19 protein-coding genes are annotated in these 14,802 nt (G+C 70.1%); 14 read left to right on the forward strand and 5 right to left on the reverse strand.

What is annotated here, in order from left to right; translation table 11 throughout:
• Window positions 1–70: 70 nt before the first annotated feature.
• A complete protein-coding gene (locus LCH29_RS01040; RefSeq protein WP_446459740.1) occupies window positions 71–1,561 on the forward strand; it encodes a helix-turn-helix domain-containing protein in 1,491 nt (496 codons plus the stop codon).
• 23 nt (window positions 1,562–1,584) lie between these two features.
• Here LCH29_RS01040 and LCH29_RS01045 read toward each other — a convergent pair whose 3' ends face one another.
• A complete protein-coding gene (locus LCH29_RS01045) occupies window positions 1,585–2,232 on the reverse strand; it encodes a mycothiol-dependent nitroreductase Rv2466c family protein (protein ID WP_446459741.1) in 648 nt (215 codons plus the stop codon).
• Window positions 2,233–2,423: 191 nt separating this feature from the next.
• On the opposite strand from LCH29_RS01045, the gene LCH29_RS01050 reads away from it, so the two are divergent.
• The 3 genes from LCH29_RS01050 (at window position 2,424) to LCH29_RS01060 (ending at window position 4,760) form a co-directional block, all read left to right on the forward strand.
• Complete coding sequence (locus LCH29_RS01050) at window positions 2,424–2,807, forward strand: VOC family protein (RefSeq protein WP_446459742.1); 384 nt, start codon at window positions 2,424–2,426, stop codon at window positions 2,805–2,807.
• Between the two features lie 156 nt (window positions 2,808–2,963).
• Window positions 2,964–3,938 (forward strand): endonuclease/exonuclease/phosphatase family protein, encoded by a 975-nt coding sequence (locus LCH29_RS01055; RefSeq protein ID WP_446459890.1) that lies wholly within the window; start codon window positions 2,964–2,966, stop codon window positions 3,936–3,938.
• A 9-nt stretch (window positions 3,939–3,947) separates the two neighbouring features.
• Window positions 3,948–4,760, forward strand: coding sequence for an APH(3'') family aminoglycoside O-phosphotransferase (locus LCH29_RS01060; RefSeq protein WP_446459743.1), 813 nt, complete (start codon window positions 3,948–3,950; stop codon window positions 4,758–4,760).
• A 10-nt stretch (window positions 4,761–4,770) separates the two neighbouring features.
• On the opposite strand, the gene LCH29_RS01065 is transcribed toward LCH29_RS01060, so the two are convergent.
• Together LCH29_RS01065 and LCH29_RS01070 are read right to left on the reverse strand one after the other, a co-directional pair.
• Entirely contained in the window at window positions 4,771–4,971 is a 201-nt protein-coding gene (locus LCH29_RS01065; RefSeq protein ID WP_446459744.1) for a DUF397 domain-containing protein, read from the reverse strand.
• Window positions 4,968–5,834, reverse strand: coding sequence for a helix-turn-helix domain-containing protein (locus tag LCH29_RS01070; protein WP_446459745.1), 867 nt, complete (start codon window positions 5,832–5,834; stop codon window positions 4,968–4,970). The genes LCH29_RS01065 and LCH29_RS01070 overlap by 4 nt, the downstream gene beginning before the upstream one ends.
• Before the next feature lie 190 nt (window positions 5,835–6,024).
• On the opposite strand from LCH29_RS01070, the gene LCH29_RS01075 reads away from it, so the two are divergent.
• The 7 genes from LCH29_RS01075 (at window position 6,025) to LCH29_RS01105 (ending at window position 9,166) form a co-directional block, all read left to right on the forward strand.
• Window positions 6,025–6,498 carry an ATP-binding protein gene (locus LCH29_RS01075; RefSeq protein ID WP_446459746.1) on the forward strand — a complete coding sequence of 158 codons (474 nt, stop codon included), beginning with the start codon at window positions 6,025–6,027 and terminating at the stop codon, window positions 6,496–6,498.
• Window positions 6,499–6,550: 52 nt separating this feature from the next.
• Complete coding sequence (locus LCH29_RS01080) at window positions 6,551–6,778, forward strand: hypothetical protein (RefSeq protein ID WP_446459747.1); 228 nt, start codon at window positions 6,551–6,553, stop codon at window positions 6,776–6,778.
• Window positions 6,756–7,289, forward strand: a complete 534-nt coding sequence (locus LCH29_RS01085) for a DUF6879 family protein (protein ID WP_446459748.1) — start codon at window positions 6,756–6,758, stop codon at window positions 7,287–7,289. Before LCH29_RS01080 ends, LCH29_RS01085 begins: the two co-directional genes overlap by 23 nt.
• A 13-nt stretch (window positions 7,290–7,302) precedes the next feature.
• Complete coding sequence (locus tag LCH29_RS01090) at window positions 7,303–8,148, forward strand: DUF5753 domain-containing protein (RefSeq protein WP_446459749.1); 846 nt, start codon at window positions 7,303–7,305, stop codon at window positions 8,146–8,148.
• Between the two features lie 63 nt (window positions 8,149–8,211).
• Window positions 8,212–8,412 carry a hypothetical protein gene (locus tag LCH29_RS01095; protein WP_446459750.1) on the forward strand — a complete coding sequence of 67 codons (201 nt, stop codon included), beginning with the start codon at window positions 8,212–8,214 and terminating at the stop codon, window positions 8,410–8,412.
• A gap of 128 nt (window positions 8,413–8,540) precedes the next feature.
• Window positions 8,541–8,672: a hypothetical protein gene (locus LCH29_RS01100; RefSeq protein WP_446459751.1), complete on the forward strand. Its 132-nt coding sequence runs from the start codon at window positions 8,541–8,543 to the stop codon at window positions 8,670–8,672.
• An 80-nt stretch (window positions 8,673–8,752) separates the two neighbouring features.
• Entirely contained in the window at window positions 8,753–9,166 is a 414-nt protein-coding gene (locus tag LCH29_RS01105) for a hypothetical protein (protein ID WP_446459752.1), read from the forward strand.
• A 14-nt stretch (window positions 9,167–9,180) separates the two neighbouring features.
• Here LCH29_RS01105 and LCH29_RS01110 read toward each other — a convergent pair whose 3' ends face one another.
• Window positions 9,181–10,287 carry a DUF5937 family protein gene (locus tag LCH29_RS01110; protein ID WP_446459753.1) on the reverse strand — a complete coding sequence of 369 codons (1,107 nt, stop codon included), beginning with the start codon at window positions 10,285–10,287 and terminating at the stop codon, window positions 9,181–9,183.
• A 160-nt stretch (window positions 10,288–10,447) separates the two neighbouring features.
• Between LCH29_RS01110 and LCH29_RS01115 the strand changes: the two genes are divergently transcribed.
• From LCH29_RS01115 to LCH29_RS01125, 3 genes are read left to right on the forward strand one after another with little or no spacing between them, the layout of a single operon-like run.
• On the forward strand, window positions 10,448–11,818 hold the full coding sequence (locus tag LCH29_RS01115) for a dicarboxylate/amino acid:cation symporter (protein ID WP_446459754.1): 1,371 nt from the start codon (window positions 10,448–10,450) through the stop codon (window positions 11,816–11,818).
• Complete coding sequence (locus tag LCH29_RS01120; RefSeq protein WP_446459755.1) at window positions 11,815–12,591, forward strand: aspartate/glutamate racemase family protein; 777 nt, start codon at window positions 11,815–11,817, stop codon at window positions 12,589–12,591. Before LCH29_RS01115 ends, LCH29_RS01120 begins: the two co-directional genes overlap by 4 nt.
• On the forward strand, window positions 12,551–13,237 hold the full coding sequence (locus tag LCH29_RS01125; RefSeq protein WP_446459756.1) for a GntR family transcriptional regulator: 687 nt from the start codon (window positions 12,551–12,553) through the stop codon (window positions 13,235–13,237). The genes LCH29_RS01120 and LCH29_RS01125 overlap by 41 nt, the downstream gene beginning before the upstream one ends.
• A gap of 13 nt (window positions 13,238–13,250) precedes the next feature.
• Here the strand turns inward: LCH29_RS01125 and LCH29_RS01130 are convergent, their stop codons facing one another.
• Window positions 13,251–14,765 (reverse strand): CehA/McbA family metallohydrolase, encoded by a 1,515-nt coding sequence (locus LCH29_RS01130; protein WP_446459757.1) that lies wholly within the window; start codon window positions 14,763–14,765, stop codon window positions 13,251–13,253.
• Between the last annotated feature and the right edge of the window lie 37 nt (window positions 14,766–14,802).

Genomic DNA, 14,802 nt, shown 5'->3' on the forward strand with positions numbered 1-14,802 from the left:
GCAGTTTGGGACACTGGAACGCGAAAACGGGCTGTGACCAGGGGGAACGCAAGCGGCTTGGGACGCGGGAATGGGACGCGCCGGGCCGCACAGGGATGGGGAGGAACGGGTGTCAGGGGCATCAGGGGCGACCGGGACCGCCGCGGAGGCGTTCGCGGAGCTGCTGCGGGGACTCAAGGAACGCTCGGGGCTGAGCTACGGGGCGCTCGCCAAGCGATTACACATGAGCACGTCCACGCTGCACCGCTACTGCAACGGCAGCGCGGTGCCGCCCGACTACGCACCGGCCGAGCGGCTCGCCCGGGTGTGCCGGGCGACCCCCGAGGAACTGGTCGAGCTGCACCGGCGGTGGATTCTGGCCGACGCGGCGCGGGGCCGTAAGGCAGCGGGGTCCGAGGAACCGGCGTCCGCGGCCGAACCCGCCGAACCGGCGCCTGCCGCCGAAGCCGCCGAATCTGCCGAACCGGCGTCCGCCGCCGAAGCCGCCGAACCGGCGCCTGCGGCCGAAGCCGCCGAACCGGCGCCTGCGGCCGAACCCGCCGAACCGGCGCCTGCCGCCGGACCCGCCGAAGCCGCCGACCCCGGTGGAAGTGACGAACCGGTCGTCGGCGACACCGCCCCGCCCGCGCCCGTGCGGCCCGGTCGGCGCCGCACCGCGCTGATCGCCTCCGTCGCGACGGCCGCCGTGCTGGGATCCCTCGTGCTCGCCGCGAATCTGCCGTCCGCCGGGGACGACGGCGACGACCGGTGGGCCGGCGATGTCACCGTCCCGACCACCGCACCCGCCACCACCATCCGGGCGAACGAAAAGCCCCCGTCCACGTCGGACTCCCCTTCCCCGTCCCGGAGCCGGGGCGCGAAGACCGGCGAACCCTCCGCCCCGGCGCGGGAGTCCGCCGCCCACGGCCGTGGGGACGCCCGCGGCGACGGGGGCGGGGGTGCCCCCGAGCGGCCACGCACCGGCGGCGTACCGCTCAACGTCGCCACCCGCCCCTACACCTACGAGGGCCCGTGCAGCCAGCACTTCCTCGTCGACTCCGAGCCCGAACACGTCGGTCCGCCCGCCGCCGAACAGGACGCCCCCCGCTGGGCGGCCGCGTACGGCGCGGTCTCCTCGGGGGAGCAGCGCGTCGCCCTCACCGTGCAGGGCACGGGCAAGGACACCGTCGTCCTGGAGGCGCTGCACGTACGCGTCGTCTCGAAGGGCGCCCCGCTCGCCTGGAACGACTACTCGATGGGCGTCGGCTGCGGCGGCGGCGTCGGCACCAAGTCGTTCGACGCGGACCTCGACGACGGCAGCCCCACCGTCACCGTCAAGAACGGCCAGCGCGACTTCCCGTACAAGGTCAGCGAGTCCGACCCGGAGGTCTTCTACCTCACCGCCCGCACCAAGGCCCATGACGTCCGCTGGGACCTCGCTCTGACATGGTCCAGCGGCGACCGCCGAGGCACCGTGCACATCGACAACAACGGCACCCCGTTCCGCACCAGCTCGGGCGTCGGGCGCCCCGGCTACGACTACCCGCTGGGCGGCCATGAGTGGATCGATCGACCGGAGTAACCACGTGGTGGACGGCGACCGCCTCACGGCCGACCGGTCAAGCCCCTCACATCGGGGGACGGGTCGGCCGGTGCGCCCTTGAGCTCGTGGAAGCCGGGGGCGCCCGCCACCACCAGGGTGGCGTCCCAGAGCCGACCTGCCTCCTCGCCCCGGGGGACCCGGGACAACACCGGACCGAAGAAGGCGATCCGCGTACCGTCGTCACCGCGCGGGTCCGGAACGGCGACGACCGGCGTGCCGACGTGGGGGCCGAGGGCGGCGATGCCCTCGGCGTGGGAAGCGCGCACCGCGTCGTCGTAGTCGCGGCACATCGCCGCCTCGGCAAGCCCCGGAGGCAGCCCGGCGTCGGCCAGCGCCACCTCGGGATCGTTGATCCACTGCTGGGCGCCGCCGTCGCCGCGATCGGCCCAGAGGGCGGCGTAGAACGCGCCGAGGGCTTCGTGGCCGTGGTGCCGCAGGACGGCGGCGCAGATGCGGACGGGCATCCACAGATAGCCCTCGGGGTCCCCTTCGGGATCGTCGTCCCGGCCCTCGTTGAGCACCGCCAGGCTCATGACGCGCCAGCGCACGTCCAGCGGCCGGACCGTGGCCGCCTCCACCACCCACCGCGAGGTGAGCCAGCTGTAGGGGCAGGCCGGGTCGAACCAGAAGTCCACGGTCACCGTCGTCATGGCGTACTCCCTTCCGGTGCTCCGGCGCCACTGTACGGAGGCGACCGGCGAGCGCGTACCGCGCCGACTTCGGGCGCAGAACCGGCAGATGGGCGCCGGGGGAGGGACTGAAATTGCCTCGCCGCCGCTCGCCCCGCCCGCTAGGGTTGCGGTCGCCCCGGCAGTTCCGACGCTGAGAGTGGGTTTCGTCCATGGCATGCCGTATCAGTGAACTCGTGCTCCACTGCCACGACCCCGAGGTGCTGGCGCGGTTCTGGTGCGAGGTCCTGGACTACGTCGAGCTGGGTCGCGAAGAGGAGGAGGGCGTCATCGCGATCGGACCGCGCGAGGGGTTCGGCGGTCCGCAGCCGACGCTCGTCCTCATCCGCCACGACGCGCCGCAGAAGGGGCAGCTCAAGCTGCACATCGACGTCAACGCCACCGACCGCGATCAGGACGCCGAGCTGGAACGCCTCCTGGCCGCCGGGGCCGTACGCGCCGACATCGGCCAGACCGGCGAGGAGTCCTGGCACGTCCTCGCCGATCCCGAAGGCAATGAGTTCTGCCTGCTCAAGGGCCGCATCGCCCCCGTCTGACGGCCCTCGTCGCCGGGCCGCTCCGGGTACGACCGCGCGGCCAGGGCTCCGCCGCCCGAGCCGGAAACCGATGCGCCTGGAGGGCCGTCTTGTGGGGTGGGATCGAGCGGATGGGACGTGATGGTGGAGCGGCCGGGCAGCGGTGTGACGGCGGCGATGCGCCGATGGGCGAGGGGCTGGGTCGAGGACGGCAAAGGGTCCGTCTGGACCCGGGGGCGGGTCCTCGCCGGGCTGGTGGCGCTGACGGCCGGGCTGCTGGCCTTTCACCGGGCGGTGCCCAACTCCGTGGGGCGCCTGGGCAGTCTGCTGGAGGCCTTCCTGCCCTGGCTCGGTCTGGTGGTCGTCGTCCTGCTGGGCCTGGCGCTGCTGCGCCGTTCGGCCACCGCGCTGCTGGCGCTGCTGCTGCCGGTGGCGGCCTGGACGTACGACTTCGGCGGGCTGTTCCTGCCCGGGACGGCGAAGGGCGCGCAGGACCTGGTCGTGGTGCAGCACAACGTCAGCGACGAGAACGCCGACCCGGCGGGTACGGCCCGCGCCCTGGCCGGGGCCTCGCCCGATCTCGTCGCACTGGAGGAGCTGGTGCCCGCGGCGCTGCCGGTCTACGAGAAGACCCTCGCCCCGGAGTACCCGTACCACGCCGTGCGAGGCACCGTCGGGCTCTGGTCGAAGCATCCGCTCACCGAGGCCCGGCTGTTGGACATCAAGCCCCGGGGGATCACGGATTCCTGGAGCCGTGGGCTGCGGGCCGTCGTCCGGACGCCGCGGGGCGAGGTCGCGGCGTACGTCGCGCACCTGCCCTCGGTCCGCGTCGGCGCGAGCGGCCTCGCCTCGTCCTGGCGTGACGAGAGCGCCGGTCTGCTGGGCAAGGCCATCGCCGCCGAGAAGCGGAAACCGGTGATCCTCATGGGCGACCTCAACGGCACGGTCGACGACCGCGGGCTGGACCCGCTGACCTCCCGGATGAACGTGGCGGAGCGGGGCTTCGCCTTCAGCTTCCCCGCCGGGTTCCCGATGGCCCGGATCGACCAGGTCATGGCCCGCTCGGCGGCCGTCGCCCACATCCGCACCCTGCCCGCCACCGGCAGCGACCATCTGCCGGTCGCCGCGCGGGTCACCGTGGCTCGCTCCTAGGCTGGCCCCGTGACCGACCCCAAGACCCTACGAACCCTCCTGCCCGCGGACTGCGTCGGCGGCTGGGAGCCCGTCACCGCCGGTGAGTCCGGGGCCGCCGTCTTCCGCTCCGCGGACGGTTCGCGGTACGGGAAGTGCGTGCCCGCGCACCAGGTGGCCGCGCTGGAGGCGGAGCGGGACCGGGTGGAGTGGCTGCACGCGCAGGGCGTTCCCGGCGCGCGGGTGCTCGACTGGCGCGTCACCGACACGGGCGGCTGCCTGGTGACCAGCGCCGTGGCGGGTGTACCCGCGGATCGTGTCCCGGCTGCCACGCTCCGGGCGGCGTGGGAGCCGATCGCCGATGCGGTACGACGGCTGCACGATCTGCCGCCCCGGGCCTGCCCCTTCAGCCGCGACCTCTCACATATGTACGCCACCGCGCGCGAGGTCGTGGCGCGGGGCGCGGTCAACCCGGAGTTCCTCCCCGTCGACCAGCAGCACACCCCACCCCACGAGCTGCTCGCCCGCCTCACCCCGCAGATCGAGGCCCGTCTCGCGCAGGAAGCCGCCGAGGCGGTCGTCTGCCACGGGGATCTGTGCCTGCCCAACATCATCCTCGACCCGAAGACCCTGACCGTCGCGGGCTTCATCGACCTCGGCCGCCTAGGCCGCGCCGACCCCTACGCCGACCTCGCCCTCCTGCTGGCCACGGCCCGGGAGACCTGGCCCGACGAACGGGAAGCGAGCGCGGCGGAGGACCTGTTCGCCCACCGCTACGGCATCGCCCTCGACCGCGACCGGGAGCGGTTCTACCTTCACCTCGACCCGCTCACCTGGGGCTAGGTGTGCCGTCCTAGGCGTCGAACGTTCCGTTCTCGATGCCCTGGATGAATGCCTGCCATCCCTCGCGGGTGAAGCGGAGGGAGGGGCGGCGCGGGTCCTTGCTGTCCCGTACGGCCCGGCCGCCGTCGGCCGTGGCCGCGATCTCTATGCAGTTGTTGTTCTGGCCCGAATACGACGACTTGACGTAGGGGCTCACAACTTCAGGGGTCACGACTTGTCTTCCTTGCTGGTTCGCAGGGCGCGCCGGATCAGTTGTGCGCTTGCATCCGGCGTGAGTGCCGCCGATCGTAGCTGGTCAAAAGCGCGTGTGTAAGCTGCCAGATCGTCTGAACCTTCGAGAATGGACGCTCCTCTGAGGTTGTCAATCGCGACGGCTTCAACCGTCGGCTGATTGTCGAACGAGAACGACGAGAACGGGTACGTCATTCCGGCCCGAACCCCTGCTGACAGCGGCAGAATCTGGAGGGACACGTTCTGCCGCTTCCCCACCTTGAGCAGGTGCTCAAGCTGATCGCGATAGACGTCCTCGGGGACCAGCGGGTTGACGACGACTGGTTCCCAGATGACGGCCGCGTAGCTGGTGCCGCCTTCACTGATCTTTGCTTGCCTCTCCTCGCGAACCTTCACGAGTTGGGCAACGGATTCGGGTGATACGTAGTCGGGCCCAGCCATGGTTGCGCACTCGGCGTATCCCGCCGTTTGCAGCAGGCCGGGCACAAGGACCGTCTGCCATTCACGAATGGATGTGGCGTCGTCCTCAAGTGAGATGTGGTTCCGGTAGCCGTCTGAAAGCTCCGGGAAGTTCAGCCACCAACCGCGATGGTTGCTGTTCTTGGCGAGCCACACGAGATGGTCGCGCTCTTTCTCGTCTGTGACGCCGTACCGGTCCAGGAGCAGCAAGACCTCCGCAGGTTTGGCCGTGGTGATCCCGTCTTCCATGCGACTGATCTTGGATCGTGAGCCGTAGATGAACGCCGCTGCCTGTTCCTGGTCGAAGCCAGCCTTGAGCCTGTGGCGCTGCATCCTGTGACCGAACCGCCTGCTGCGCACGGTCGGCTTCCCACCTGCGGGCATGTGTGGTCTCCCTCTCTCCAAGTTCTCAGTCTGCCCCCAGCGGCACACGTCGAGTGACGTTTCGCGACAGAGCAGTTCGTGCACATGTGCACTCTATGGCGATTGCGTTAGTGGGTGAGGTATGTCTAATCTCGGTGCACGCGCCACTACGGAGCGCAATCTTGACGAACAGTCAGGGGGTACGTCTGCCATGCCCGAAGCCATCACGGACGAGCCGCGCCGGGACACCTTCCGGATCGCGAAGCACATAAGGAACGTCCCGGGATCGCGGGCGCGGGTGGGCAAAGCCCTTGCGGACTGGGGCATCAGCGGCAACGTCGCCGACGATGTGATCCTGTCGGCCAGCGAGCTGGTGTCCAACGCCATCAAGCACTGCCGCGTGACCTACGCCCAGATCGAGATCAGCGTTTCGATCCAGGACCAGGACGTCGTGCTGGAGGTCTCGGACCCCGACGGCGACACGCTTCCGCGGCTCCGCGTCGTCGACAGCGACGCGGAAGGCGGCCGTGGCCTCTACGTCGTTGAGCAGTTGGCGCACACGTGGGGCTATCGGAACCGGGGATGCGGAAAGTGCGTATGGGCGCGGTTCATTGCCGCGGACGAGTCTGGCGCGCCGGTTGACGCAAGCGCGCAAGTTCGTGCAAGTACCTCGCTCCTGCCCTGACGCCTGCGCAAGATCGGACATACGCCAGTATTCGACGCTCGTGGAGGCCAGCGTGGCACTGCACAAGTTGGGACAGGACCCGGAGAGCCCGGACGGCAAGTCGCCCACGGTGTACATCGACGACGAGACGGACCACTACATCCTGCAAGGCTGGAAGGTGACGGACGCGGCCCGCCTGGGCCAGATGGACATCCCCGAGCATGAGACCGTGATCGAGTTCCCGCGCCGCATGATGCAGTTCTTCCCGGAGGTGAGGGGTGGGAGTGGAGCCGACGCTTGAGCAACGGCTGAAGAGCTGCCGGAGCACGGCCGTGCATCTGGAAATGCGGGACGGCTACATGCGGTCCGACCCCCGCTACGTCGCTTGGCGGAACGGCGTCCGCGACGCACCGGAGGACAATGATCCGGCCCTGCGGCCGTGGCTCACTCTCGTGGCTGAGCTGACCGCCAGGGGCGTCGAGGTCCGGAGGGCGCGGATTGTCTCCGAGCCGGTTAGCGACTACATCGCGTTTGAGCACCATCTGACAGCTGCCAACATCGAGGCGGGTGAAAGGGTCCGTTGGCTACCTCGGAGGCGGGCGTCGGACATCGCTCTTCCCGGCAACGACTGTTGGGTGTTGGACGGCGAATCCGTCGTCTTCCATCACTTCGACGGGGACGGTGAACTCGCCCCCGATGACGAGACCGTCACGGATGACCCGGCAACCGTGAAGCTGTGCGGCTCTGCCTTCGAGGCAGTCTGGGAGCGAGCAGTGCCGCACACGGAGTACTCACCTCCTCGTCGGCCCTGACGGAGGAACAGCAGTGCCGTCGTCGTCCACCGTTGCCGAAGCGCGGCGCGCACTCGGCCAGCGCCTGCGTGAGATCCGGAAGGATTCCGGGCTCACCGCGCGGGCGCTGGCCGCTCTCGCCGGGTGGCACGAGTCCAAGTGTTCGCGCATTGAACACGGCCGCACTCCGCCCTCCGACGCCGATATCCGGGCGTGGACGCTGCATTGCGGAGCCCAGGACCAGACCACGGACCTCATCGCGACCGCCCGGGCGGTCAAGGGGATGTACATCGAGTGGCGGCGCATGGAGCGCGCCGGGCTCAAGCGCGTCCAGGAGTCGGTGGCGCCCCTTTTCGAACGCACCCGGCGATTCCGCGTCTATCAGTCCTGGGTGATCCCCGGCCTGCTCCAGACATCCGCCTATACCGGTGCTGTCCTGGGCACGGTCGCAGCATTGCGTGACGTTCCTGACGACATCGAGGGTGCCGTGTCGGTACGGATGGAGCGCCAGCGTGTTCTGCACTCGGGTGACCACCGGTTCGCCATGCTCATCGAGGAGTGGGTACTGCGGACGGTGATCGGGGACCGCGAGATCATGGCCGGGCAGCTCGGTCACCTGATCGCCGTGGCATCCCTGCCGTCCGTCAGCCTGGGCATCATCCCTATGGGCGTGCCACGCGGCGCCGGCTGGCCGGTCGAGTCGTTCACGATGTACGACGACGACCAGGTCAACGTGGAACTGGTCTCTGCCCACCTCACGGTCACGCAGCCCCGTGAGGTGAAGGAATACGTGCGGGCCTTCACGAAGCTGTCCGCCAAAGCCGTCTACGGGACGGCAGCACGTTCGCTGATCACCGCAGCGATCGACTCACTCGGGTGATCCCGTGCAAGTCCGCGCACGTTCGTTGAGCCGGTCGATGGCCGCTTCGTAGCGTCCGGGAGCATGAAACCTCCCCAGCAGACCACCATGAGCGGTCCCGTTCATCTGTCGATACCCGCCCTGGAGCCGGTGCCGGTGCAGGGCTGCAAGATCTGCGCGGCGCTGGGCAGGCAGCGGGCCGATGCGCGCCGAGCGGGCAATCCGTCCAAGGTCACGGACATCAACGTGGAGATCCGGCGCCACCACGCCGAGGAAGTGTCATGAGCCGCTTCCGGTGAGTTCTCCCGCTCCGACCGTCCAATCCCTGGCAGGACAACGACCGGAGCGGGTGCACGTGCACGACGGCACGAGGAGATCCCTCGCGCCGACAGCACAGAAGGGAAATATCCCTGATGCAGCTGTTCGGATTCAAGGCCGTCCACCAGGACCCGGAAGACGGCGACACCATGCCCGACCAGGACGACCGAACTCCGCCCGGATCGGGTGACAGCGATGACGGCCGTCAGTACTTCGTGAGGCAGTAACCTGCCTCATTCCCCGCCAGCCTGGCTCCTCCGAATCAGAGGGCCGGGCTGGTGCCGTTCGAGAGGAACCAGAGCGGGACGTGGCATTTCACTGGCATGAGACGGGGCTGGCTGACCATTGGCACGCGTACGCGTGGAACGGCTCGGAGCGGCCACCGGACAGCGACCGGCGCGACCAGGGCTCCTCCAGTCCCCCGCTGGAGATCAGCCACTGGCTCAGGCAGAGACCGGACTACGTCAAGGCGACCTTCAAGATTCCGGACGATCGTGACAAGGCCCGTGCCTGGCTGCAAGAGACTCTGGACGAATACCCGAGCCGCGAAGGTCCGTTCAGCCGACACAAGGTGTCCGAGCTGACCTACACCTCGGAGTGCCTGGAGTCTGATCATGATGTGGTCTGGGGGTACTACAGTGCGTCGGGCCGGTATGTGTCCCGTGGCCTGATCTTCTGCCCTCGCGCGGGCGAACGCTGTCCCAAGCCGCCCAGACGCTAGCCCCGGGCTCCGTCCTAGCGCAGGATCCCCTCCAGGAAGTCGCTGCTCAGCCGGGCCACCACCCTGACGTCGAGCTGGTGGTAGACGTACCGGCCCCGACGCCGGGTGGTGATCAGGCCCGCCTTCTTCAGGGTGCTCACGTGGCGGGATATCTCCGGAGCGGTCATGCCGTGCGCCTGGGCCAGCTCGCTGGTGGTGAACGCGCTGCGGGCCAGGCTGCGGCACAGCCGCATGCGCACCGGGTGGGACAGCGCGGCCATCCGCAGGGCCAGCTGTTCCACCGAGGGCGGGGCGACGAGTTCCGGGGAGTTCGCCGGGTAGTGCAGCACCGGCTGCCACCCGTGGCGTTGCAGGACCATCAGGTGCGGCCAGCCCAGGCTCGTCGGTACGAGCAGCAGACCGCTGTCCGCCGAAGTCCCGGGGCCCGCACAGAACTTGTCGACGGTGATCCGCTCGGCGGCCCCGTCCAGGGTCACCGCCGGTGACACGGCGGCCAGTGCCTCGGACAGGCCCTTGCGGCGCAGCAGTTCCGTCTTGTGCCGGGCGTCCGCGGCGAGCTGATGGCGCAGCCGTGACCAGGTGTCCGCGAAGAAGGCCGCGTCGCAGTCCTGGAGGAACTGCCGCAGCCAGGTCCTGATCCGCGGTGGGTCGCTCAGCAGCCGCTCGGTGAAGCGGGCCTGGTGCGGGCCGCGCGCGGCGGCCAGCTCCAGGGCCCGGCGGCGCAGCGCGGCGTCGACGAGCAGGCTGGGGCCGGGGGTGCCGTAGGTCAGGGGGCAGGTGAACTCCAGGGCCGCGTCCACGAACTCCTCGTCGGACAGCTTGTCGATCAGGTCCAGTTCTGCGGCGAGGGTCTCACCGGGCAGGACGGCCCCGCCCGGGACGCCCGCGTACGGCAGGAAGAGGTCGGAGAACGTCGTCCGCCACAGAAAGTCCGCCTCGCACATGCGGTCGGCCAGATGCGGGTCGAGCCGGGCGGTCACACCGGTGACCCAGCCCTTCAGGCCCGGGTGGTGCTCCGGCTCGGACAGCGCGTGCAACGCCATGCCGAGCTCGGCCAAGGGCGAGGTCGCAACGGTGATCCTCTCCGGCCGCAGTCCCGCGATGTCGATGTGCACGCCCATGGCCCCATGGTGCCCACCGGGACCGACACGCGGGCTCCCGATTGACGGCGGCCGTCAATCGGGAGCCCGGGGAGTCATCGGTGCGCCACCCCTTGACAGGCCGCCGTCCGGGGCGCAGTCTTACGGCCCAATACGCAGAGCGCAATATATTGGAGCACGGATGAGCGCACCACCTGCCCGGGCCACCAGCACAGACACCCGATCCGGCGCCCGGCCGGGACTTCTGCGGCGATGTCTGCGGATGCCGATCGGTGTGCAGTCGATCATCGCCGTCGGGCTCGGCGCCCTCATCGGAGCCCTCGCACCGGCCGTCGGCGAGCAGATGAAGATCCTCGGCGATCTCTTCCTCAACCTGGTGCAGGTCGTCGTCCTGCCCCTGGTCTTCCCGCTCATCGTGCTCGGCATCGCCCGCATGGAGTCGGTCAAGAAGGTCGGCCGGATCGCGGGGAAGGCCATCCTCTACTTCGAGCTGGTCACCACCGTCATCCTGCTGATCGCCGTGAGCCTCGCGAAGTTCACCGGCATCGGCAAGGGCGCCCCCGTCGGCTCCGCCGATCCCAAGGACCTGGAGAGCCTGGATCAGGGGATCGACTTCCACGAGCTGATCCTGCACGCGGTTCCGAAGAACATCTTCGCCGCCTTCAGCGAGGGCAATCTGCTCGGCGCGATCGTCTTCGCCCTGCTGGTGGGCGTGGCCATGGCGGCCATCGGCGAGAAGGCGGCACCCTTCGCCTCGGTGCTGGACTCCGTCGCCACGGTGATGTTCAAGGTCGTCGGGTACGTCATCCGCGTCGCCCCGCTGGGCGTGCTCGGTTTCCTCTCCTACGACGTCGCCCACTACGGCTTCGGCAACCTGCGCAGCCTCGTGGGCTTCATCGCCGTCGTCTACGCGGGCCTGGTCATCGTGATCGGCGTGCTCTTCCCCCTCATCGCCGCGATCTACCGCATCCGCTATATCGAGCTGCTGAAGTCGATCGCCAACCTGGCGGGGATCGCCTTCGTCACCCGCAGCTCCGAAGCCGTACTGGCTCCCCTCATGGGCAAGTTGGAGGCCTTCGGGCTCAGCCGCTCGACGACCTCGTTCGTCGTTCCCCTCGGCTACTCGTTCAACACCGACGGCTCCGTCCTGTACCAGGCCGCGGGCCTGGTCTTCATCGCCAACGCCTACGGGGCCGACACCTCTCTCCCCGCCCTGCTCGTCATGGTCGGCGTGCTGGTGCTCCTGTCCAAGGGCATGGCGGGTGTGGCTTCCGCGTCCGTCGTCGTCCTCATCGCCGCGGGCAACAGCGTCGGACTGCCCCCCGAGGGCATCGCCCTGCTCCTCGGCGTGGACTTCATCGTCGACATGGCCCGCACCGGCGTGAACGTCATCGGCAACGCGCTGGCCGCCGCCGTCGTGGACAGCTCCGAGAAGCGCCGGGAGGCCAAGGGCGGCCGCTCGCACGAGGCCACCGCCGACGCCACAGGGCCCGACGACATCAGCACCGAACCGCAGTTCGCCCAGGCCCTCCAGAAGGACGACGCACGGTGATCAGTCCGAGCGGCACGACGGAGGTCATCGGCATCCTCGGCGGCATGGGACCGGCGGCCACCGCCGACTTCTACGCCAAGCTGGTGTCGATGACCCCGGGCCGCAGCGACCAGGACCACCTCACGGCGGTCATCTGGTCCGACCCCACCATCCCCGACCGCACCGAGGCGCTCCTCGGCAACGGCCCCGATCCCACCCCCTGGCTGCTCAACGGCGGCCGCGTCCTGCGCGAGGCGGGCGCCACCGTCATCGCCATCCCCTGCAACACCGCCCACGCCTTCGTCCCCCGCATCGCCGACCACGTCGGCCTGCCGATCATCCACATGATCGGCGAAGTGGCCCGTCACCTCACCACCGTGCGACCGGCCGTCCGCACGGCGGGGCTGCTGGCCACCACCGGGACCGTACGGGCGGGCCTGTACCAGGAGTGGCTCGACCGCTACGGCATTCGCCTCCTGCTCCCCGACGAGGACGACCAGCACCGCGAGGTCATGGCCGCCATCCGCGCCGTGAAGGCGGGCACCGGCGGCGCGGCGACCGCGTCCCTGGCCCGCGCCGCACGACGGCTGACCGACCGGGGCGCGGAGGCGATCATCGCGGGATGCACCGAGATCCCCCTCGGGCTTCCCGCCGACGCCGTAGACGTCCCCCTCATCGATCCGGCTGCCATCCTGGCCGGTGCCCTCGTCCACCGCGCCCGGGCGGCATGCGGGGCGATGTATCGTACGCAATATGTCGCTCGACAGCCCTGTCTCCCGCCGCCTCCTCAGTGACGAGGTCTTCCACCGCCTGCGCGACTCCATCGTCCGCGGCGAACTGGTGCCGGGGGAGAAGGTCAAAGACAGCGAGCTGGCCGAGCGCCTCGGGCTCAGCCGCACCCCCGTGCGCGAGGCCCTCGCCAGGCTCGCCGACATCGGGCTGGTCGAGGCCAAGCCGGGCGTTTACACCCGCATCACCACCCTCAACCGCCGCGACGCCGAAAAGACTCTCGCCGTCCTGCGCGCCCTCGACCAGCTCGCCATCGAGACCGCCGTGCCGGTCATGACCGAGCAGGACCTGGAGCACATGCGCGAAGCCAACCGGGACTTCGAACGCGCCGTGGCCGGTGACGACACGACGGCCGCACTCGCCGCCGACGACCGCTTCCACGCCGTCCCCATCGCGGCCGCGGACAACCCCGTGCTCAGCCGGATCGTCGAACAGGTCCACCCCCAGATCCACCGCATCCTCTACCGCAAGTTCTCCACGCTGCTCGGCGGCCGCAACACCATCGAGCACCACGACCAGCTGATCGACGTCTGCGCCACCGGCGATGCCCGCGCCGCCGCCGAGCTCTCCGGAGAGCACTGGTCCGCACTCGGCGGGCACATCAACGAGCTCTTCGACACCAACCAGTTCGCCGAAGCACCCACCGCTTGAGACGGCCGGTCCGTCAGCGCTTACCGAGCCAGATCGGGTTGGTCAGGGCGACCATCGGGCCCGGTATGCCCGACGTGCCGCCGTCCGGCGCCGGGTGGCGGACCTCGGCGCGGACATAGGCCGCGTAGGAGGGCGTGGTCGTCCACTCCACGGTGCCGGAGCCGGAGGCGGGCAGGGTGGTGGTGTACAGCGGGCCCTGGTCGGTGATGAAGCGGACCTGGTGGCCCGCGCCCGCGCCGGTGACCTTCAGGCGGACCGTCACCTCGGTGTCGGGGGCGACGGCCAGGCGGTCGGCGATTCCGGCGTGCTTGCCGCGGCCGTCCACCGCCTCGAAGGCGAGGTCGACCTCGGAGGACTCGGCGATCCAGCAGCGGCCGGCGCGGATGCCGTCCTGGAGGGCGGCGCGTGACAGGTCGTCGGCGAGGACGACGGTCTGGGGGAGACCGACGCGCTGGGGTTCGCGGTGGGCGTCGCTGTTGCCGACGGCGGGGAGCCAGCGGCCGTCCCCGCGGGCGGCGGCGACCAGGGTGTTGTCCCACTCCAGGACGGTCGCCTCGTCGTCCGGGCCGAAGTCCGCGTTCCACACCTCGACCGCGTCGGCCTCGTTGAAGCCGAACTTCCAGTTGCAGCCGACGCAGGTGCCGTGCGGGTGGGCCGGGATCACCAGGCCGCCCGCCTGGCGGATCTTGCGGGCGAACTGGCCGAAGCGGTTGTCGCGGGCGCGGTAGCGCCAGTCGATGAAGGTGCCCGGGGCGATACCGAGGGCGACCACATGGCCGTTCCGGGTGGTGATCTCCTCACCGGTGATGATCAGCAGGTCGTCGCCCCACAGGCCCTCGAACGCGCCGTGCGCGGACGTGGTGTTGTGCTCGGTGGTGGTGATGAAGTCGAGCCCGGCGGCGCGGGCGGCGGCGGCCAGCTCGGCCGGGGTGCGCTTGCCGTCGGAGTGCACGGTGTGCAGATGGGAGTCGCCCCGGTACCAGGCCCGGCCGCGCCCCTTGGCGCGCTGCGGCGGGTAAACGGGCTTCGGAGTCGTGCCCGGCTCGCCGAAGCGCAGGGTGACGGTGACCTCGTAGTCCAGGCCCTGCGGGGCGACCGTGTAGGGGCCGAGGACGACATGCCAGGTGCCCGCCCGAACGGGCCCGGCGAGATATCCGGGGGTGGCCTCCGCGGAGCTGATCGCGAACTCCGTACGGGCCCCGCCCGACCAGCCGCGGAAGCCGCGCCCGCCCAGCTCCGTACCGCGCTCGTCGAAGATGCCGATGTCGCACGCGTTCCCCTGCGTGCCCGCCGGGACGGTCGGCTTGTCGTACGTATAGGAGACGGCGATCTCGCGGACCCCGGGCGGCACCTCCACCGGCAGATAGACGAAGTCCGGGGAGCCGGTGGGGAGATGGCCGGAAATCGTACGGGCCCGATCCTCCCCGGGGCCCGCCTCGTCGGCCTGCGCGAAGGACACCGGGTCGAGCGTGAGCACCCCCGCCGCGCCCGCGAGCGCGGAGAGTCTGAGTACGTCCCGTCGCTGCATGCCTGCCCCCACCAGTCCGACCTGCCGTCGTGTCACA

Source organism: Streptomyces sp. BRA346, assembly GCF_052851135.1.